Source organism: Nocardia australiensis, from assembly GCF_020733705.1.
Taxonomy (GTDB): Bacteria; Actinomycetota; Actinomycetes; order Mycobacteriales; family Mycobacteriaceae; genus Nocardia; species Nocardia australiensis.
This window is the reverse complement of the sequence record NZ_JAJFZM010000002.1, coordinates 924,618-943,097: the sequence shown is the minus strand read 5'-3', so window position 1 is coordinate 943,097 and position 18,480 is coordinate 924,618. Positions and strand designations below refer to the sequence as shown.

Genomic DNA, 18,480 nt, shown 5'->3' with positions numbered 1-18,480 from the left:
CGCGAGGCCGTGATCGAGGCGTGGGGCCCGCCGCCCGGCGAACTCTATGTCGATCGCTCCGCCGACCCCAAGGGCGAAATCGTTATTGCCGCATTGCGTTTCGGCAATGTCGTGTTGATGGTGCAGCCGCCGCGCGGTTTCGGTGAGAATCCGGTGGCCATCTACCACGACCCCGACCTGCCGCCCAGCCACCATTATCTCGCCGCCTACCGTTGGATCGCCGCGCCGGATGGCTTCGCCGCGGACGCCATGGTGCATCTCGGCAAGCACGGCAACCTGGAATGGCTGCCGGGTAAAACCCTCGGCATGTCCGCCTCCTGTGGCACCGACGCCGCGCTGGGCGAGTTGCCACTGATCTATCCGTTCCTGGTCAACGACCCGGGCGAGGGCACCCAGGCCAAGCGTCGCGCCCACGCCACCCTCGTCGATCACCTGATCCCGCCGATGGCGCGCGCTGAAAGCTATGGCGACATCTCACGTTTGGAGCAGCTGCTCGACGAGCACGCCAATATCTCCACCCTCGACCCGGCCAAGCTCCCCGCCATCCGCCAGCAGATCTGGACCCTGATGCGGGCGGCGAAAATGGATCACGACCTCGGACTGGCCGAGCGCCCCGAGGAAGACGTTTTCGACGACATGCTGCTGCACGTCGACGGCTGGTTGTGCGAGATCAAGGACGTGCAGATTCGCGACGGCCTGCATGTGCTCGGCCAGGCGCCCGTAGGGGAGAGCGAGCTGGACCTCGTGCTCGCCATGCTGCGGGCCCGCCAGCTCTGGGGCGGTGAACGGAATGTGCCTGGTCTGCGGGAAGCGCTGGGGCTGAACGAATCCGGAGGTGAAGCCCGCGATCGGGTCGACGCGGTGGAGGGCCGGGCCCGTGAGCTCGTCGGCGCGCTACAGGCCACGGGCTGGTCCGTCGACGCCGTCGATGACGTGGTCGCCGAATTCGGCGCCGCGCTGCCCGCAGGTACCGGTGCGCGCCTGGATGCGGTAGGAGAGGTATTGCGCTTCGCCGCGGCCGAGGTCGTGCCGCGATTGCGTCAGACGAGTGTCGAGATCGAACGAGTTCTCCATGCGCTCAATGGTGGTTTCATTCCGGCCGGTCCCAGCGGTTCCCCGCTGCGCGGGCTGATCAATGTGCTGCCCACCGGCCGCAACTTCTACTCGGTCGACCCGAAGGCGGTGCCGTCGCGGCTGGCCTGGGAAACCGGTCAGGCCATGGCGGATTCGCTGCTGGATCGCTACCGCGCCGACCATGGCGAATTCCCACGGTCGGTGGGGCTTTCGGTGTGGGGCACCTCGGCGATGCGCACCTCCGGCGACGATATCGCCGAGGTACTCGCCCTGCTCGGTGTCCGGCCGGTGTGGGATGAGGCGAGCCGTCGCGTGACGAACCTCGAGGTCATCTCGCTCGACGAACTGGCCCGGCCCCGCATCGATGTCACCGTGCGCATCAGTGGCTTCTTCCGCGACGCGTTTCCGCACGTACTCGCGCTGTTGGACGACGCGGTGCGGCTGGTCGCGGAGTTGGACGAGCCGCTGGAGTCGAATTATGTTCGCGCGCACGCGCAGGCCGACCTCGCCGAGCACGGCGATCGGCGCCGCGCCACCACGCGCATCTTCGGTTCCAAGCCGGGCACCTACGGCGCGGGCATCCTGCAACTGATCGACTCCAAGAGCTGGCGCACCGACGACGACCTCGCGCAGGTCTACACTGCGTGGGGCGGCTTCGCCTATGGCCGTGACCTCGACGGCGCCCCCGCCGCCGACGATATGCGCACTGCGTACCGACGAATCACGGTGGCAGCCAAGAACACCGACACCCGTGAACACGATATCGCCGATTCCGACGACTACTTCCAGTATCACGGCGGCATGGTCGCCACCGTACGCGCGCTGACCGGCAAGAATCCGGAGGCATACATCGGTGACAGCACGCGGCCGGACGCGGTCCGCACCCGCACTCTCTCGGAGGAGACTTCCCGTGTCTTCCGCGCCCGCGTGATCAATCCACGCTGGCTGGAAGCAATGCGCAGGCACGGATACAAGGGCGCTTTCGAAATGGCAGCGACCGTAGACTATCTCTTCGGATACGATGCCACCACGAATGTGGTCGCCGACTGGATGTACGAAAAGCTCGCGGAGAGTTACGTTTTCGACGATGTGAACCGCAAGTTTATGGAGCAGTCGAACCCGTGGGCGCTGCACGGGATTGCCGAACGTCTGCTCGAGGCCGCCGAACGTGACCTGTGGGAGCAGCCCGAACAGGCCACGCTCGACCGGCTGCGTCAGGTCTACCTGGAAACCGAGGGCGAACTCGAATAGCGCCGGGTCGGCGATCGGTGCGGGTTCCGACCCGCACCGATCGGTCACCGAAGTGAAATCTGAATCGTCATGAAAATCAACCCCCAAATACTTGGTAGTCGAATTATGTGATCTTGCACAGCAATTGAGATTTCTCATTCTTGCGACAGCTGTCATGTCAAGAGCGCATGATTATTAGTGTTCCGTGGCCGTTTCCGGGGAAACGCCAATCGCGGCAGAATGATTGGAAACACTTATGATTATCAGGAAATTGGTGGCGACTGCGATCATGGCAATCGCCGCGAGCGGTATTGCGGCCGTGACCGCACACGGTGAGGCGGGGCTGGCCGGACCGAGTGTCAACGGGGTGGACGGGCCGATCGCCTACACCGCGGCACTCGCGCCTGATCACTCCAGTGCCACAGTCACATTGGCCTCCGGGAAGTTCTCCCTGACGCCCGACGCGGTGACCGTGCTGGCGGATGACGGCGCAGTGGTCGGTGCGATCCCGACGACCATGCGGATGCAGACCGGTCAGGCACTCGAAGTCACGCCGGTGCTCAACACCGAGAGCGACGAGTTGACCCTGACGCCGGTCGGCGGACCTGCCCCCGGCGTCGTCAACTCGCCGGAATCCATTGCGCTGCAGGCCATCGGTGACGCCGGGACCACGGTCGCGGGCGTACTGATCGGCTGCGCAATCGGTGTGCTCATCGGTGTGTGGTTCATTCTCGTCGGCGCGATAGTCGGCTGCGTCATCGGCGGAATTATCGGCGGTGTCGCCGGCGCGAACCAATAGCGGGCGCGGGCAGGGAAAGATCAACTCGGTATTCGTCCGGGCTCGCTTTGCGTAACGGGTCCGGTCGAATCCGCATCGGCCCGCTATTTCGGAATAGGCGCTTTTCATAATTCTATGGGTACGTCGGGGAGCGTATGCGGAAACTGTGATCGCAGACGGATGTAGCTACTCGCGCGAGGACCTACGGTATGTCCTATGACTTGGAATGACATCGGTGCGAGCAAGTACGCGCGACTGACCACCTTCAAAAAGGACGGCACCCCGGTCGGGACTCCGGTCTGGGTCGCGCCCGACGGTGACCGGATCGTCGTGTGGACCAACCCGAAAACCTGGAAGGTCAAGCGGTTGCGTCGCAATCAGGACGTCACACTGCAGGTCTGCGACAACCGGGGGCGTACCGGCGGTGGTGAGATCATCGCCGGCACGGGCGAGGTCCTCGGCGCCGATGGCACCGAGCGTGTGCGTGATCTCGTCGCCCGCAAGTACGGAATCATCGGCATGCTCGCCATTCGCGGGCACAAGCTGTTCAGGGGCGCGGATGGTTCCATCGGTATCGCGATTACGCCGAAGCCGGGTAGTGATCCGGCGTAGCGGGAACCCGCCCGCTACGCCGATTCGGCGAGGCTCGTCGAGCGCCAAGCATCGGCGAGTTCCTCGAGCGGGATGTCCAGTACCGCGCAGAGGGAGACGATGGTGCCGAAGGCCGGCGTCGGCAGGCGGCCGGTTTCGATCTTGCGCAGCGTCTCCGGCGAAATGCCCGCCGCGACAGCGGTTTCAGTGAGGTCGCGATCGGCGCGGGCGGCGCGCAGGCGAACGCCGAGGCGGCGACCCGCCTCGAGCTGGGCGGCGGTCAGGGGGAGACGAACCATGGCTCCAAGACTATGGTCGGTATTTAAATACCGCAAGCATGTGTCCGGACCTGCGAGTTGGTATTAAAATACCAGGCAAGCTACTGTGGTATTAAAATACCGATTGGAGCCGATGATGGTGGAACTGAAGACCCCGGACGAGATCGCCCGGATGCGGGTGACGGGGGAGTTCGTTGCGGGGGTCCTGGCCGAGTTGCGCCAGCGCGCGCAGGTCGGCGTGAACCTGCTCGAACTGGAAGCGATTGTGCGGGAACGGATTCGGCAGCGCGGTGCGGTGTCGTGCTATGTGGATTACGCCCCGTCGTTCGGGCGCGGCCCTTTTCGTAACACCGTGTGCCTGTCGGTGAATGATGCAGTGCTGCACGGACTTCCATTCGACTACGCATTGCGCGATAGCGATCTGCTTACCATCGATCTAGCCGTCGGGATCGACGGATGGGCGGCGGATTCCGCGATCAGCGTGATTGTCGGCAACCCTCAGCCGCAGGATGTGCAGCTGGTGCGCGCCACTGAGGAGGCATTGGCGGCGGCCATCGAGGTGGCGGTGCCGGGCAAGCGGATCGGAGATATCTCCGCTGCCATCGCGGAGGTTGCGGGCGCCTACGGCTATCCGGTGAATACGGAATTCGGCGGGCATGGGATCGGTCGCACCATGCACGAAGACCTGCATATACCCAATGTGGGCCGGGCCGGGCGCGGCTACCGGCTGCGGCCGGGGCTTACCATCGCCATCGAACCGTGGTTCGCCCGCACTACCGATCGCATATTCACCGACGCGGACGGCTGGACTATCCGGTCGGCCGATGGTTCCCGTACCGCGCATTCCGAACATACGGTCGCGATTACCGAGGACGGACCGCAGGTGCTGACCCTGGTCGGGTAAGAAGGCGAACGGCATCCGGGGCGGCGTCCGAGTGCCCTTCCGGGCTCCGGTGGCGAACGTTTCCGGTCCGCCTTCGAGTCTCGGTCGAACAGATGCGGCGCTCGGCGTGATCGGGCAATCAGTCGGCCAGGTCGGCCGCCGCACGCAATTCGCCTTCGACCGCAGAGCGTTCCGCCTCCGTCAGCCGCATCGCCCTGAGCTCGGTGCGCAGCGTATCGCTGCGGGCGGGATCGTCGGCGGCGATGGCTAATTCAATCAGAGCGGCCAGCGCCATGGCCTTGTCGAGTCGCGGTGCTTCGGCACCGAAGCGGCCGAGTCCGACCTCCAGTACGCGGATCGCCGTCGCGTCGTCATTCTTGAAATCGCGCAAGATTCGCGCATTGTCCAAAACCCTTGCCAGGCCCGCGAGTTCGCGGGAGCCGCCGTACTCGATATCCTTGGGCTCGTCGCGCTGGATGTAGATCACCGAGTTGCCGACCGGGTCGACGACGGTGAATCTGCTTTGACCCGGCCGAAATCGGGTGATTCGGGGGTATCCCTTGGCTGGGACTTTGCCGTAGTGGGTACGCAACGCTTCGGTGAAGGCGTGGTGTCTGGCGGCCACATCGTCGAGCATGACCAGGCAGATGACCGACTCGGCGGGCAGTTCGGTGCCCCTGGGTTCGGCCCCGAAGTGCAGCGCGCAACCGTTGCCCTCCACCGCGCCGTACACATAGGGCCGGGTCTGCTCGTAGGTGACGGCATATCCCAGCGTCCGATAGAAGTCCAGGGTGTTCTTCAGATCGCCACCCCACAGCACCGGGACTGCCGTATCGCCCATCGTAACCCTCCATACGCTGTGGTAATCGAGTTTGACTACCGCAGATTAGGCGCTCACAACTGACGCACGAGCGAACTCGCCGCCATCGGTGCCGAGGGCAGCGAACAGGGACCGGGGCGCACCCTGTCCGAGGTGACCGAGGCGGGCGAACACGAGTTCCGCGTGCTCATAGATGAGGCGTTGATCAGCCGATGGACTGCTGGAACGCCTCGACGCGGGCGAGTACCGAATGCTCGACCAACGCCCGCCCGGCCAACCGAATACGCTGCGCTGATGACGAATACACTCGGCGCCGTCGGCAAGGCCGATTACGTTCTGTTGACCACATTCCGTAAGGACGGCACCCCCGTCGGCACCGCCGTGTGGGCGGCGCCCGACGACGGCAAATTGTACGTGTGGACCGTCACCGACAGCTGGAAGGTCAAGCGGCTGCGCCGCAATCCAGCGGTGACCGTACAACCGTGCAACGCGAGCGGGAAACCGCATGGCGATGTCATCGAGGGGACCGGCCGAATCCTCGATGCGGACGGCACCGAGCGCGTGCGCAAGCTGCTCAAACGTAAGTACTGGCTGCTCGGCCCGCTGGTGATCCTCGGCAGCAATCTGCGGCGCGGCAAGTCCGGCACCATCGGCATCGAGATCACACCGAACTGAACGAGTTTCGGCCGCGCGGCCGGACAGTCAGGCGGGCTGTCGTAAATTGCCGATGACGGCCAGGCCGCGCGATCGGGTCGATACCGCCGCGGATGTCACCGGTCGCCTACATGTGGGCGATGCCGACGCGAATGTGGTCGATCGAGTGTGCGGCTCGTATCCGCGATCGTCATGAAGGAGACAACTTTGGATGCGCGAAATGTACTGGTCACGGGGGCGACCGGCAAGACTGGCAGCAGAGTCGCCGCGGGGCTGCGGCAGCGTGGCAGCACCGTGCGCGCGGCGTCGAGGGCGGCCGAGCCGCCGTTCGACTGGGGCGACCGATCCACCTGGGCGGCAGCACTGACGGATGTCGATGCGGTCTATCTCGCGACACCGATCACCGCACAGGTGCGCGCCGGTGAACAGGGCGAAGTCGGATTCGGTGCGGCGGCGGTCGCCGAATTCGTCGAACTTGCGGTCTCGCGCGGAGTGCGGCGACTGGTGCTGCTGTCGGGACGCAGCGCCCGCGCCCAGCCGGTACACCCGCACATGGTGGCGCTGGAGCAGCCGGTGCGGAATTCCGGTGTGGAGTGGACGATTCTGAGTCCGGGTGTGTTCCATCAGAATTTCCTTACCGGTCCGTTGCGCGACGGCATCATGGCGGGCCGTGTCGAACGCGTGGAGGCGGATCTCGACCCGGTCCTCGACTTCACCGATGTCACCGACATCGCCGATGTCGCGGTCGAGGTGTTGACCACCCCTGGCCACGGCGGCGCCGTCTACGAACTGTCCGGCCCCCGCGCACTCAGTCACCGCGAGGCGGTCGGCATCATTGGCCGAACTTTGGGCCGGGACATCTCCTACGAGCGAATCACCTTGGACGAGTGGGTAGTTCGGGCTCGCGAACGTGGCCTCGGGAATGAGTCGATCGAATTCTTGACCGTATCCGTCCGGGGGCACGCGGGCGGCGCGTATTCGACTCCCTTCGACGGCATCCAGCGGGTCCTCGGCCGTGCGCCCCGGTCCTTCGAATCATTCGTCCGTGAGGCCGTCGCCACCGGCGCCTGGGCGTCTCGACCGGCTATGTCGCCTGGCTGACCGAGGACATGTGGAAATCGGGGATTCGCAGCGGCGGCATCGCGGTGCGGGTGAACCAGTCCTTCCATTCGCGCGGCAGCGTCGTTTCGGTGGCACCCGCCTCGGTGACTCGGCGCAGCACGTCGATCGGGCTCTCATTGAAGCGGAAGTTATTGACCGCGGCGGTGACCTGACCGTTCTCGACGAGGTAGACGCCGTCGCGAGTGAGGCCGGTCAGCAGCAGGGTGGCCGGGTCGACCTCACGGATGTACCAGAGGGTGGTGAGCAGCAGGCCGCGCTCGGTGCGGGCGATCATGTCGTCCAGGGTGGCCCCGGATCCGCCGGTGAGTAGGAGGTTGCCGGCGGGAAGCGTTGCGGTGGCATCGAATTCGGCCGCGGTCGCGCGGGGATAGACGAGCGATTCGATGACGCCCTCACGCAACCAGTCGACCCGCCGGGCGGGTAGACCGTTATCGAAGATCGATAGCGTCTCGGATGAGGATGCGGTAGCGACGAACGGACGGTATTCGAGGCCCTCGGCGCCGGGGTCGGAATACAGCGTCAGCGCAATGTCGTTGAGCCGCTCGCCGACTCGCGTTCCGCCGGCGCGGGCGAAGGCGGTGTGACCCTCCTGTGCGCCGCGGCCCTCCATCGACCAGGCCATGTAAATCATCAGGTCGGCGACGGCCGAGGGCGGCAGTAGCGTTTCGTAGCGGCCCGCGGGCAGGTCGACGCGCCGTTTCGACCAGTCGAGCCGTCGAGACAGCTCGCGCAGCAGAGCGGGAATATCGACGTCGGTGAAATCAGCGGTGCCGACACCGACCCAGGCACTGGCCAGATCGGCGCCCTCGCCACGCTTCCCATTGATCTCGACCGAACCGGTCGGCTGTACGAATCGTCGTCGAATGCCGGTCGAGGTGCCCAGCCAGGTGGTGTGGATCTGGTGGTGGGCGAAACCATAGAGCCGGTCGGCGCCATCGAAGCCCACGGACAGATCGGAAGCCAGATCGGTGAAGACCTCGATGCCGGTGCTGCCCGGTGCGGCGGCCCAATCATCGGCCGTGCCCGTGTCCGGTGTCAGCAACGGCATCGCGTCCTTGGCGGGTGCGGCGGTGCGCGCCGCATCCTCGCTGGCGCGAACGAGCGCTTCGATGTCCTCAGAGGCGACGCTGGTCGAACTGACGCTGCCGACTCGCGCCGAATTCGGGCCATCGCGGAAGATCGAGGCCACCGCCCAGTTGCGCGAGACCGACGAGCCATTGGTGGTCATCGAATTGCCCGCCCAGCGTAGCGACGCCTCGTGCACGTCGGTGACGATCACGATCGCCTCATCCGCATGCGAGAGCGCCAGAGCCTGTTCGACGACCGCGCCCGCAGGCAACAGACCGGTTCCGATCACTGCCCCGCCTCCGTCCGGGTGTTCAGGATATTGATGCCGCGCACCAGGATCGACGGGCAGCCGTGACTGACCGCGGCGACCTGACCCGGTTGCGCCTTACCGCAATTGAAGGCACCACCGAGCCGCCAGGTGGACGGTCCGCCGATTGCCTCCATCGAGCCCCAGAAGTCTGTTGTGGTGGCCTGATAGGCGACATCGCGCAGCTGCCCATCGAGCTTGCCATTGCGAATGCGGAAGAACCGCTGTCCGGTGAACTGGAAGTTGTAGCGCTGCATGTCGATCGACCACGACTTGTCGCCGACGATGTAGATGCCGTCGGAGACCCGGCCGATGAGTTCTTCGGTGCTGGTGTCGTGCTCGGGATCGGGCTGCAATGACACATTGGCCATCCGCTGGATCGGGACGTGATGCGCGGAGTCCGCGTAGGAGCAGCCGTTGGAGCGCTCCAGCCCGAGGCGCGGGGCGAACACGCGGTCGAGCTGGTACCCGACGAGGGTGCCCTCGCGCACCAGATCCCAGCGCTGTCCGGCGACGCCCTCGTCGTCGTAACCGACGCTGGCCAGTCCGTGCTCCTGAGTGCGGTCGCCGGTGACGTGCATGATCGGCGTACCGTATTTCAGCGTGCCCAGCTGGTCCGGTGTCGCGAACGAGGTACCCGCGTAAGCGGATTCGTATCCGATGGCCCGGTCGTATTCGGTGGCGTGGCCGATGGATTCGTGAATGGTCAGCCACAGGTTGGTCGGATCGATGACCAGATCGGTCGGCCCGGCCTGCACACTCGGTGCCTTCACCTTCTCGGCCAACCAGCCCGGGATCTGCGAGAGTTCGCCACTCCAGTCCCAGATTCCGTCCACACCGGTGACGTATTCCCAGCCGCGACCGGCCGGCGCGGCGAGGGTGCGCATCGTTTCGAAAACGCCCGCCGCGGAATCGACCGTGATCGCCTCCAGCTGCGGATGCAGTCGCACTCGCTGCTGGGTGATCGTCGAACCGGCGGTGTCGGCGTAGAAGGTTTGTTCCTTCACCTGCAGCACCGACGCACTCACATGGTCGACACCGTCGGCGCTGGACAGTCGCTCCGAGTAGTCCTGCAGCAGTGCGACCTTGTCGCTCGTCGGCACCGCGAACGGATCGAGGTCGTAGGGCGACACCCAGCGCGCGTCGTCATAGCGTGGTTCGGCCGCGAGTTCGACACGCTCGCGGTTGAGTCCGCGCAGCGTGGTCGCCACCGTCACCGCTCGGCGCGCTACCTCGGCCGCCGCGTCCGTGGTGAGTGCCGCGTGCGAGGCGAAACCCCAGGTGCCATCGACGATCACGCGCACCGCGAAGCCGAGGTCGGTCGAATTGTCGATCGCCTCCACCCGGCCGTCACGCAAGGTGATCGACTGCGTGACGAGCCGATGCACGCGCAGGTCCGCATGCTCGGCGCCTGCGGCTTTCGCCGCGGACAAGGCGGCGTCGGCCAGCATGTGAAGTGGTAGCGCAACGAACTCGGCGTCCACGTCTTTGGAAGTCGCGATGCTCACCGCACCAACCTAGCCGCTCGGTCCGACAAACACATCCGACACCGCGAACGCATCCGCCGCAACTATGCACCGAATGCAAAATGGCACGAACTGCGCTGCGGCACAGACTGCTTCGCGCAGCCCGATCCGCCGACAGGCAGCCCGAGCACCAATGCCGCTGGTGCACCTACGAACCGGCTTGCCTCGACTGGAGGCATGCCGCGGACACGCAGCGCCGCACGTGCTGCCGGAGAAACAGCGCCGGGTGGCGTAGCCTGCCCGCGTGCCGCCATCCGCCCTCCGCGATCGCAAACGAGAACGAACCCGCCGCGCCATCCTCGAGGCAGCCGTCGAACTTTTCGAGGAAAGAGGCTACGAGGAAGCGACGGTGGCCGATATCGCCGCCACTGCCGAAGTCGGTACCCGGACGTTCTTCAATTACTTCGCCAGCAAAGAAGAACTGCTGTTCCCGGAACAGGATGAACGGGTCCGGGCAGCGGTGGTTGCCATCGCGAGCCGCCGCCCCGGCGAACGTCCGGTGGAGGTGTTGTTGCGCGCGCTGCGCGCGGCGGGCGACAACCCGGGCGAACATCTCATCGATGATCTCAGCGCCAGGATTGCCGCGCTGCGCGCACAGGTGTCGCGGATTGTGCCCGCGGTCAGTGGCCGGGCCGCGCACGCACAACTGATCGCGCAACGCGAGATCGCCAAGCAACTGCACGCTGCCTTCCCGGGCGAGTTGGATGAGGTCGGCGCCGCCGCGCTGGTCGGCGCGGTCGTCGGCGCGGTGTCCGGTGCGCTCACCGTGTTGTTCCAGAGCCCGCAAGCGGGGATCGAGGACGGCGAACGACTACAGCGACGTATCCACGAGACCACCTCGGCAGTGCTGCGCCCCTGGCTAGCCTCCAATGCCACCATGCACGTCGCGCCGGTCGGCTGAGATCGTCGGCCGGACGGCCGCGCTCACCCGAACTGCTGCCAGCCCAACCGGACCACCATCACGATCACCACCACCAACAGCACGATCCGTACGAACTCGGCCCCCTTGCGCAATGCCATTCGAGAACCGGCGATCGCGCCCGCCACATTGCAGACGGCCATGGCCGCGCCGAGCCCGAACATGATGTGACCGGTCACTCCGAAGAAGATCAGGGCGCCGAAATTCGATCCGCAATTGATCACCTTCGCCATCGCCGCGGCCCGTACGAATTCGGTACCGAGCAGTGTGGCGAAGGTGATGATCAGAAAGGTTCCGGTGCCGGGACCGAGCAGACCGTCGTAAGCGCCGACGAGTCCGGCCGCCAGCGCGACAACCAGGATGAACTTGCGGCGTGACGGCGGATGGGTGGCGATGGTCACACCGATCGTGGGGCGCAGCGTGACGAACGCCGCTACCCCGACCAACACCACCATGACGATCGGAATGAACAGGTCGCGGTCGATGAGTGAGACCGCCGCCGCGCCGGCCGAGGCGGTCACCGCCGCGATGCCCGCCGCGGGCAACAGCACTCGCCACTGCATGGGCACCTTTCTGGCGAAGGTGGCCACCGAGGCACCCGTACCCGCGACTGCCGCGAATTTGTTTGTGCCGAGCGCGGTTTGCGGCGCGATGCCCGGCGAAACCAGAAACAGCGTAGGCAGAATGATCAGTCCGCCACCGCCGACCACCGCGTCCACCCAACCCGCCGCGGACGCGGCCACCAACAGGGCCGCCCAATCTGCGAAATCCACCCGACAAGACAACCAGACCGGCGCGTACTCGATTGTCGTCGCCTGTCCGACCGCTAACCCGGTGAGCGGGCCGACACGCGAGTGGGCTGCACAGCCTCGCCGGCGACGGACCTAGGCTGACATCCGTGCGCCGATTCAGTTTGTGGCTTCGTGACAGGCCGATTGTCGCGGATACGGCGCTGGCACTGGCGCTACTGGTCCTCGAACTGCTCGGCGCGGGAAGCTCCGACCACAAGCTGACCTACCTGACGATCGGCGTGCTGCTTCCGGTGCCGGTCGCCTTCCGGCGACGCCACCCACGGGCGATGGCAGTAGCCATGCTGGCGCTCTCGGTCACCTCGACGATGGTCAGCTACCTGTCCAACGACAAGGCCGACCACATCGCGCTGTTCGGGCTCGGCATCATGCTCTACACGCTGGTCGCCTATGTCGGCCGCCAGGATGGACTGTGGTTCGCCATCGGTCTCGTAGTGGACAGCACCACATCATTCCTACTGATAGGCCCGCCCTCCGGTGGCGATGCGCTGTTCACTGCGATGTTCTTTCTGCTGTGCTGGACGCTCGCCGAGTTCATCGGCGCGCGCCACGCCTACGACACCGAGGTCGCGGCGCGGCTCGCGGTCGCGGATTTCGACAGGGAACGCCGCGCGCACGACGCGGTGTCATTCGAACGCACCCGTATCGCTCGCGAACTCCACGACGTGGTCGCGCACGCGGTGAGTGTGATCATTGTGCAGGCCGACGGCGCGAAATACACCCTGCGCCGCGATCCCGACGCCGCCGAACAGGCACTCGCGACCATCGCGAGCACCGGCCGGGAGGCGCTGCGCGAACTGCGCCGGACCGTCGCGCTGCTGCGCATCGAACCCACCCTCGAACAAGTGCCGCAGCACGGGACCGCGGGCATCGCCAAGCTCGTCGACATGATGCGAGGCACCGGCCTTGCCGCCGAACTCGAGCTGACCGGTGAACTCGATACGATCGCACCGGAGGTCAGTCTCGGCGTGCACCGCATCGTGCAGGAATCGCTCACCAATACCCTGCGGCACGCGGGCGCCCAACCGAAGGCGTGGGTCCGGGTCCTGCGCCGCGACGCGGACGTACTCGTCGAGGTCACCGACTCCGGCGGTGTCCCCATGCAAGCGCAAACCGCGACCCCGATCAAGGGCGGTGGCATGGGCCTGGCCGGGATGCGCGAACGCATCGCCGTGCTCGGCGGCACTCTCGAAACCGGCCGCACCCCCGACGGCGCTTGGCGCGTTCACGCCACCATTCCGCTGAATCCGGACGGTGAGTTCTGAGCATCTCCTACGGGAATCATCGAGTGGCGCAGACGCTTTCGCCTTTCTGGAGGTAGTCGCATGGTGTCGGCTGCCCCGCTGTGCCCGGACGGTTTCGCAAGTCGGTCGGCCGGAGACGATAGATTTACGGCGTGCCGATCACCGTGCTCGTTGTCGATGACCAGGAACTCATGCGCATGGGACTGAAGATGGTGCTGGGTGCACATCCCGATATCGAAGTGATCGGGGAGGCCGAGAACGGGGCGCTCGCGGTGTCGCGGGCCAGGGAATTGCGGCCCGACGTCGTGCTGATGGACATTCGAATGCCGGTCGTGGACGGTGTCACGGCCACCGGTCGGATCGTGGACGCGGGAGACGGCTGCCGGGTTCTGGTGATGACGACCTTCGATCTCGACGAACACGCCCTGGGTGCATTGCGGGCCGGAGCCAGTGGATTCCTGTTGAAGGACACGCCGCCGGAGGATCTGATCTCCGCCATTCGCAGCGTCGCGGCCGGTGACGCGGTGGTTTCACCCAAGGTGACCAAACGGCTGTTGGATCGACTCATCGCCGACGACCCAGGCGGTATGCGCGACCCTGGCGTGCTCGATGTGCTGACCGCCAGGGAACGCGAAGTGCTCGAACATATCGCGGCGGGTCGTTCCAACGCGGAGATCGCCGAACAGCTGTATCTCTCGGAGGCGACCGTCAAGACGCACGTGGGACGGGTGCTGACGAAACTCGGTCTGCGCGACCGGGTTCAAGCGGTGGTACTCGCCTATGAGACAGGTTTGGTTCGCCCCGGCGGGTGAGCGCGGGGAGATCTCAGCGAGCTATCAGGTGCGTTCAGGAGAAAAAACAGTACTTCGGGCGTTGGAAGGGTAGATCGTCCGAAAGGATCGCCATGCCCGCCGTACTGTTCGTGCTCTACGTCATCGTCGAGATCGCCGCGCTCGTTGGCGTCGGCCACCTTATCGGGGTCATCCCCACTATCCTGTTGCTGATCGCCGGATCGGCCGCGGGCATGCTGATGATCGGCGCGCAGGGCAGGCGCGTGTTCGAGCAGTTCCGCCGCGCGGGTCGCGGTGAGATCGCGCCGGGCACCGCGGTCGCCGAGGGCGCCCTCGTCGCGACGGGCGGCGTGCTGATGTTCGTTCCTGGCCTGGTCACCTCGTTGTTCGGCCTGCTCCTGCTGCTGCCGCCCACTCGCTTCCTGATCCGTCCGCTGGTTACCGCTTTCGCCGCCCGCCGATTCGGCAGCATCGTCGATGCGGTGCCCTACCATGGCGTGATCATCGACGGTGACGATGTGGTCGATGGTGTCGTGGTCAACGAGTGGTACGACGACGGCAGGACCAACACCCGCCCCGCGATCGGCCACAACTAACCCTCTGCCGAACCGGAGCTATCCGGCAAATCACACCGATTGTCGCGCACCGGTTTCGCATGATCGTCGGAGGGGTAATGTTGCCGGATGGGCACCGAAGAGCTCACTATCACAGTGAGCGAGGAGCTGGCCGCGGTTGTCAGGCGCGCGGCAACGGCTGCGGGACAATCGATTTCCGGTTTCACGGCCGCCGCGCTGCGGCTGGAACTGATCGCTGTCGAGGCGGGCATGCGTGCCACGCCGAGTCGTCGATCGGGTGGGGTATCACCGGAGTACGCGGATGTGATGGCGGTGCTCGCGCTGCCCCCGGACGCGGTGCTGAAAGGCTGACCCGCCACATACGGCAGACTGGTGACCCGTGAGTACCCAGTTGCTGATCGGCGGTCGTTTCTACAGTTCCAGTTCACCCGACGCGACAGCGATGGCGGTGACCGACGGGACCGTGGTGTGGCTGGGCGCCGAGCAACCGGGACGAGCACTGCATCCCGATGCGGAGATGATCGACCTGGACGGCGCATTCGTGGCGCCCGCATTCGTGGACCCGCACGTACACGTCACGGCGTTGGGATTGCAGCTGACCGGGCTGGACCTGTCGGCGGCTCGATCACCGGCTCACTGCATGGAGTTGCTGCGCGACCACGCCGTGGCGAACCCAGTTGGCGCGATCATCGGCGACGGCTGGGACGAAACCCGATGGACCGATGCCCGCCCGCCGACGATCGACGAGATCGACGCCGCGGCCGGAGCCGGTCGGCCGGTGTATCTGTCCCGGGTGGACGCACACTCGGCGGTGGTGTCGACCGCCCTCCTGCAGGCGGTGCCCGGGGTGACAGACACCACCGGGTTTACTCGCGGCGAACCGCTGCGAGCCGCCGCCCATCACCTCGTTCGAACCGCCGCGCTCGCGGGACTCGGCCGCGCACAACGTGATCGGGCCCGCCAGGCCGCGCTCGACGCCGCGGCCGCGCGCGGAATCGCCGCCGTGCACGAATGCGCGGGACCGGAAATCGCGGGGCGCGCCGATCTCTCCGAACTCCTCGAGTTCGAGCACGGCGTCGAGGTGCGGGCCTACTGGGGTGAAGCGGTTCGCACCGCCGCCGAGGCGCGGGCGCTGGTCGGCGAACTCGGTGTACACGGACTCGGCGGCGACCTCTTCGTCGACGGTTCGTTCGGGTCACACACCGCCTGGCTGCGTGACCCGTACGCCGACTCCACCGGATCAGGGCTCGGTTACCTCGACTCCGATGCGATCGCCGCGCATCTTCGAGCGTGCACCGAGGCCGGAATACAGGCCGGTTTCCACGTCATCGGCGATGCCGCCATGGATGCTGTCGTCGCCGGTTTCGAGCGTGTGGTCGACGCGCTGGGCGGCCCGGCCGTAGCCTCGCGCGGACATCGTGTCGAACACGCGGAAATGATGGATGCCGAACAGATCGGCAAGCTCGGCAGCTGGGGTGTCATCGCCAGTGTGCAACCCGGATTCGACGCGGCGTGGGGTGGCCGCGACGGCATGTACGCGACGCGCCTCGGTGCCGAGCGTGCGGCGACTCTGAACCCGTTCGCCGCTATGGCCGCCGCGGGCATCGCGCTGGCCATCGGGTCGGACGCACCGGTCACCGCGCTCGATCCCTGGGCCACGATCCGTGCCGCCACCAACCATCGGACCCCCGGGAATGGGCTGTCCCCGCGCGCCGCCTTCGCCGCCGCGACCCGAGGCGCGTGGCGAGCGGGTGGTGTCCGCGACGGAATCGCGGGCACGCTGGTTCCCGGCGCTCCCGCCTCTTACGCGGTATGGGACGCGGCGGAACTCGTCGTCGCCGCGGCCGCCGATTCGGTGCAGCGCTGGTCCACCGACCCCCGCTCGCGTGTGCCTGGATTGCCTCCGCTCGGTCCCGACGCGACCTTGCCGACCTGTCTGCGCACCGTGCACCGCGGAGTCACCATTCATGAAGCGTGAATCGGGTGCGGCAATGTCGCGGCGGGACTTCGGCGGTATCGACCGGTGTGCCTGTCCAGAGCTTCGATCGCGTGGCGTGCGCCGCGCTGCGGCGTCCGCTGACACGGAAGTAGGCGATCACCGATGAGCCGCGAGCGGGTCGCCGCAGGCCGGGGTGGTGGGCTGAGAAGGGTCTTCGGCAGATATCCGGCGCTTTCGCGGGCGTTGTCGGCGATAGTCGCCGGAGTGCTGTTGTTCGGCAGCTTCCCGCCGCGCCCATGGTGGTTCCTGGCTCCGATCGGCATCGCCGTCCTCACGCTGACCGTGCGGGGAGCCAACAGACTGCGCGGCGGGTTCGGGTACGGATTCCTTGCGGGGCTGGGATTCTTTGTGCCGCTGCTGCCATGGACCGGGATCTACGTGGGACCCGTGCCATGGCTGGCTTTGTCGACGACGTGTGCGGTGTATGTCGGACTCTTCGGTCTGCTGGTCCGGCTGCTGTGCTCGCTGCCCGTATGGCCGCTGTGGGTGGCGCTGGCATGGACGACGACGGAATGGATCCGCTCCAGCTTCCCGTTCGGCGGATTTCCCTGGGGGCGTTTGGCGTTCGGTCAGGCAGACGGGTGGTACCTGCCACTCGCCATGGTCGGCGGGACGCCCTTGATCGGATTCGCGGTCGCGTTGACCGGGGCCGCCGCGGCCGCGGCGGTGCTGCGTGTGATGTCGCGGACGTCCGCTGGATCCGGCGACTCGACCACGATGTCGGACAACGAACCCGAGTCGAGCGCCGCTGTCGCGACGGCGGCTGGTTCACGGACTTCCCGTCTAGGAACTGCCGCTCTGGCAGTAACTTTGGTGATCATGCCGTTGACCGGCCTGATCCTGCGATCCGCGCTGCCCGGTCCGGACGACGGTGACCGGATGGTCACCGTGGCCGCGATTCAGGGCAGCGTGCCGCGACTCGGCTTGGACTTCAATGCCCAGCGACGCGCGGTACTGGATAACCATGTCCGGCGGACCGAGGAGCTGGCCCACGCGGTCGCGCAGGGCGAGGTGCGTAAACCGGACATCGTGATCTGGCCGGAGAACTCGTCGGATATCGATCCACTGCGCAATGCCGATGCCGCCGCGCTCATTTCCCGGGCGTCGGAGCAGATCGGCGCGCCGATCCTGGTCGGAGCGGTGCTGGTGAATTCCGACCACACCACAACCAACTCGGTGATCGTGTGGAACGGTGCGGCCGGGCCGGGGGAGCGGCACGACAAGAAGATCATCCAGCCCTTCGGTGAGTACCTGCCGATGCGTAGTTTCTTCCGGCTGTTCTCCGATTACGCCGATCGCGCCGGATATTTCGTGCCGGGCTCCGGTAGTGGCGCGGTCCGCGCGGACGGCGCCGAGATCGGTGTCGCCACCTGCTACGAGGTCGCCTTCGATCGCGCCTTCCGCGATTCGATGCACGCGGGCGCCCAGCTGCTTGCCGTGCCGACCAACAACGCGACCTTCGGCGACAGCGAGATGACCTACCAGCAGCTGGCGATGTCCCGGGTGCGCGCCGTGGAGCACGGCCGTGCCCTCGTCGTCGCGGCGACCTCTGGCGTCAGCGCGATCATCGGCGCCGATGGAGCGGTGCAGCAGGAAACCACCAAGTTCGTGCCCGCCGCACTGGTTGCCGAACTCCCGCTGCGCAGTTCGACCACGCCCGCGACGCGATTCGGCCCCACACCGGAACTCCTCGCGGTCATTATGACCGTTGCCGCGGTCGTCGCCGCGATCCTGCGGCGCCGAACCCCACATGCCGAGACCACGCCGGATGACGGCGCCGTCGTCGATCAGCGGGTGGTCTGACCGCCCCTG

18 protein-coding genes are annotated in these 18,480 nt (G+C 66.3%); 13 read left to right on the top strand and 5 right to left on the bottom strand.

The features are described from left to right. From cobN to LKE06_RS19215, 3 genes are all read left to right on the top strand, one after another. Positions 1 to 2,325 (top strand): cobaltochelatase subunit CobN (gene cobN / locus LKE06_RS19225; RefSeq protein ID WP_228000622.1); only part of this gene is annotated, 2,325 nt, incomplete at its 5' end. Positions 2,326 to 2,560: 235 nt separating this feature from the next. Continuing rightward, positions 2,561 to 3,103 carry a DUF8020 domain-containing protein gene (locus LKE06_RS19220; protein WP_228000621.1) on the top strand — a complete coding sequence of 181 codons (543 nt, stop codon included), beginning with the start codon at positions 2,561 to 2,563 and terminating at the stop codon, positions 3,101 to 3,103. A 195-nt stretch (positions 3,104 to 3,298) separates the two neighbouring features. After that, on the top strand, positions 3,299 to 3,694 hold the full coding sequence (locus LKE06_RS19215) for a PPOX class F420-dependent oxidoreductase (protein WP_228000619.1): 396 nt from the start codon (positions 3,299 to 3,301) through the stop codon (positions 3,692 to 3,694). 14 nt (positions 3,695 to 3,708) lie between these two features. On the opposite strand, the gene LKE06_RS19210 is transcribed toward LKE06_RS19215, so the two are convergent. Continuing rightward, positions 3,709 to 3,972 carry a helix-turn-helix transcriptional regulator gene (locus tag LKE06_RS19210; protein WP_228000617.1) on the bottom strand — a complete coding sequence of 88 codons (264 nt, stop codon included), beginning with the start codon at positions 3,970 to 3,972 and terminating at the stop codon, positions 3,709 to 3,711. Positions 3,973 to 4,087: 115 nt separating this feature from the next. Here LKE06_RS19210 and map point away from each other — a divergent pair, with 115 nt between their 5' ends. Then, on the top strand, positions 4,088 to 4,855 hold the full coding sequence (gene map, locus LKE06_RS19205; protein ID WP_228000615.1) for a type I methionyl aminopeptidase: 768 nt from the start codon (positions 4,088 to 4,090) through the stop codon (positions 4,853 to 4,855). A 118-nt stretch (positions 4,856 to 4,973) separates the two neighbouring features. Here the strand turns inward: map and LKE06_RS19200 are convergent, their stop codons facing one another. Beyond that, positions 4,974 to 5,675, bottom strand: a complete 702-nt coding sequence (locus tag LKE06_RS19200) for a DUF8817 family protein (RefSeq protein WP_228000614.1) — start codon at positions 5,673 to 5,675, stop codon at positions 4,974 to 4,976. Positions 5,676 to 5,948: 273 nt separating this feature from the next. Here LKE06_RS19200 and LKE06_RS19195 point away from each other — a divergent pair, with 273 nt between their 5' ends. Both LKE06_RS19195 and LKE06_RS19190 read left to right on the top strand, forming a co-directional pair. Continuing rightward, complete coding sequence (locus tag LKE06_RS19195) at positions 5,949 to 6,329, top strand: PPOX class F420-dependent oxidoreductase (protein WP_228000612.1); 381 nt, start codon at positions 5,949 to 5,951, stop codon at positions 6,327 to 6,329. 186 nt (positions 6,330 to 6,515) lie between these two features. Then, complete coding sequence (locus tag LKE06_RS19190) at positions 6,516 to 7,409, top strand: NmrA family NAD(P)-binding protein (RefSeq protein ID WP_228000610.1); 894 nt, start codon at positions 6,516 to 6,518, stop codon at positions 7,407 to 7,409. On the opposite strand, the gene LKE06_RS19185 is transcribed toward LKE06_RS19190, so the two are convergent. Together LKE06_RS19185 and LKE06_RS19180 are read right to left on the bottom strand one after the other, a co-directional pair. After that, positions 7,393 to 8,772: a TldD/PmbA family protein gene (locus LKE06_RS19185; protein ID WP_228000684.1), complete on the bottom strand. Its 1,380-nt coding sequence runs from the start codon at positions 8,770 to 8,772 to the stop codon at positions 7,393 to 7,395. The two genes, LKE06_RS19190 and LKE06_RS19185, sit on opposite strands and share 17 nt — an antisense overlap. An 11-nt stretch (positions 8,773 to 8,783) precedes the next feature. Next, a complete protein-coding gene (locus LKE06_RS19180) occupies positions 8,784 to 10,256 on the bottom strand; it encodes a TldD/PmbA family protein (protein ID WP_228000683.1) in 1,473 nt (490 codons plus the stop codon). A gap of 319 nt (positions 10,257 to 10,575) precedes the next feature. Between LKE06_RS19180 and LKE06_RS19175 the strand changes: the two genes are divergently transcribed. After that, complete coding sequence (locus LKE06_RS19175) at positions 10,576 to 11,232, top strand: TetR/AcrR family transcriptional regulator (protein ID WP_228000608.1); 657 nt, start codon at positions 10,576 to 10,578, stop codon at positions 11,230 to 11,232. A 23-nt stretch (positions 11,233 to 11,255) separates the two neighbouring features. Here LKE06_RS19175 and LKE06_RS19170 read toward each other — a convergent pair whose 3' ends face one another. Then, entirely contained in the window at positions 11,256 to 12,023 is a 768-nt protein-coding gene (locus LKE06_RS19170; RefSeq protein WP_228000607.1) for a sulfite exporter TauE/SafE family protein, read from the bottom strand. Between the two features lie 125 nt (positions 12,024 to 12,148). Here LKE06_RS19170 and LKE06_RS19165 point away from each other — a divergent pair, with 125 nt between their 5' ends. The 6 genes from LKE06_RS19165 to lnt all read left to right on the top strand — a co-directional run bounded on the left by LKE06_RS19165 (position 12,149) and on the right by lnt (position 18,471). Beyond that, positions 12,149 to 13,324, top strand: coding sequence for a sensor histidine kinase (locus LKE06_RS19165; RefSeq protein WP_228000605.1), 1,176 nt, complete (start codon positions 12,149 to 12,151; stop codon positions 13,322 to 13,324). A gap of 131 nt (positions 13,325 to 13,455) precedes the next feature. Next, entirely contained in the window at positions 13,456 to 14,115 is a 660-nt protein-coding gene (locus tag LKE06_RS19160; RefSeq protein ID WP_228000603.1) for a response regulator, read from the top strand. Between the two features lie 92 nt (positions 14,116 to 14,207). Then, positions 14,208 to 14,690, top strand: a complete 483-nt coding sequence (locus LKE06_RS19155; RefSeq protein ID WP_228000602.1) for an FxsA family protein — start codon at positions 14,208 to 14,210, stop codon at positions 14,688 to 14,690. 87 nt (positions 14,691 to 14,777) lie between these two features. Next, complete coding sequence (locus tag LKE06_RS19150) at positions 14,778 to 15,020, top strand: hypothetical protein (protein ID WP_228000601.1); 243 nt, start codon at positions 14,778 to 14,780, stop codon at positions 15,018 to 15,020. 28 nt (positions 15,021 to 15,048) lie between these two features. Continuing rightward, entirely contained in the window at positions 15,049 to 16,647 is a 1,599-nt protein-coding gene (locus tag LKE06_RS19145) for an amidohydrolase (protein WP_228000600.1), read from the top strand. A gap of 123 nt (positions 16,648 to 16,770) precedes the next feature. Beyond that, positions 16,771 to 18,471, top strand: a complete 1,701-nt coding sequence (gene lnt, locus LKE06_RS19140; RefSeq protein WP_228000599.1) for an apolipoprotein N-acyltransferase — start codon at positions 16,771 to 16,773, stop codon at positions 18,469 to 18,471. Positions 18,472 to 18,480 lie beyond the last annotated feature (9 nt).

Bases quoted from the DNA above. Each gene is read 5' to 3' on its own strand.
- LKE06_RS19155 (WP_228000602.1), top strand. From the start codon at position 14,208: ATGCCCGCCGTACTGTTCGTGCTCTACGTCATCGTCGAGATCGCCGCG.
- LKE06_RS19150 (WP_228000601.1), top strand. From the start codon at position 14,778: ATGGGCACCGAAGAGCTCACTATCACAGTGAGCGAGGAGCTGGCCGCG.
- LKE06_RS19215 (WP_228000619.1), top strand. From the start codon at position 3,299: ATGACTTGGAATGACATCGGTGCGAGCAAGTACGCGCGACTGACCACC.
- LKE06_RS19180 (WP_228000683.1), bottom strand. From the start codon at position 10,256: ATGCTGGCCGACGCCGCCTTGTCCGCGGCGAAAGCCGCAGGCGCCGAG.
- LKE06_RS19220 (WP_228000621.1), top strand. From the start codon at position 2,561: ATGATTATCAGGAAATTGGTGGCGACTGCGATCATGGCAATCGCCGCG.
- map (WP_228000615.1), top strand. From the start codon at position 4,088: ATGGTGGAACTGAAGACCCCGGACGAGATCGCCCGGATGCGGGTGACG.
- lnt (WP_228000599.1), top strand. From the start codon at position 16,771: ATGAGCCGCGAGCGGGTCGCCGCAGGCCGGGGTGGTGGGCTGAGAAGG.
- LKE06_RS19195 (WP_228000612.1), top strand. From the start codon at position 5,949: ATGACGAATACACTCGGCGCCGTCGGCAAGGCCGATTACGTTCTGTTG.
- LKE06_RS19210 (WP_228000617.1), bottom strand. From the start codon at position 3,972: ATGGTTCGTCTCCCCCTGACCGCCGCCCAGCTCGAGGCGGGTCGCCGC.
- LKE06_RS19200 (WP_228000614.1), bottom strand. From the start codon at position 5,675: ATGGGCGATACGGCAGTCCCGGTGCTGTGGGGTGGCGATCTGAAGAAC.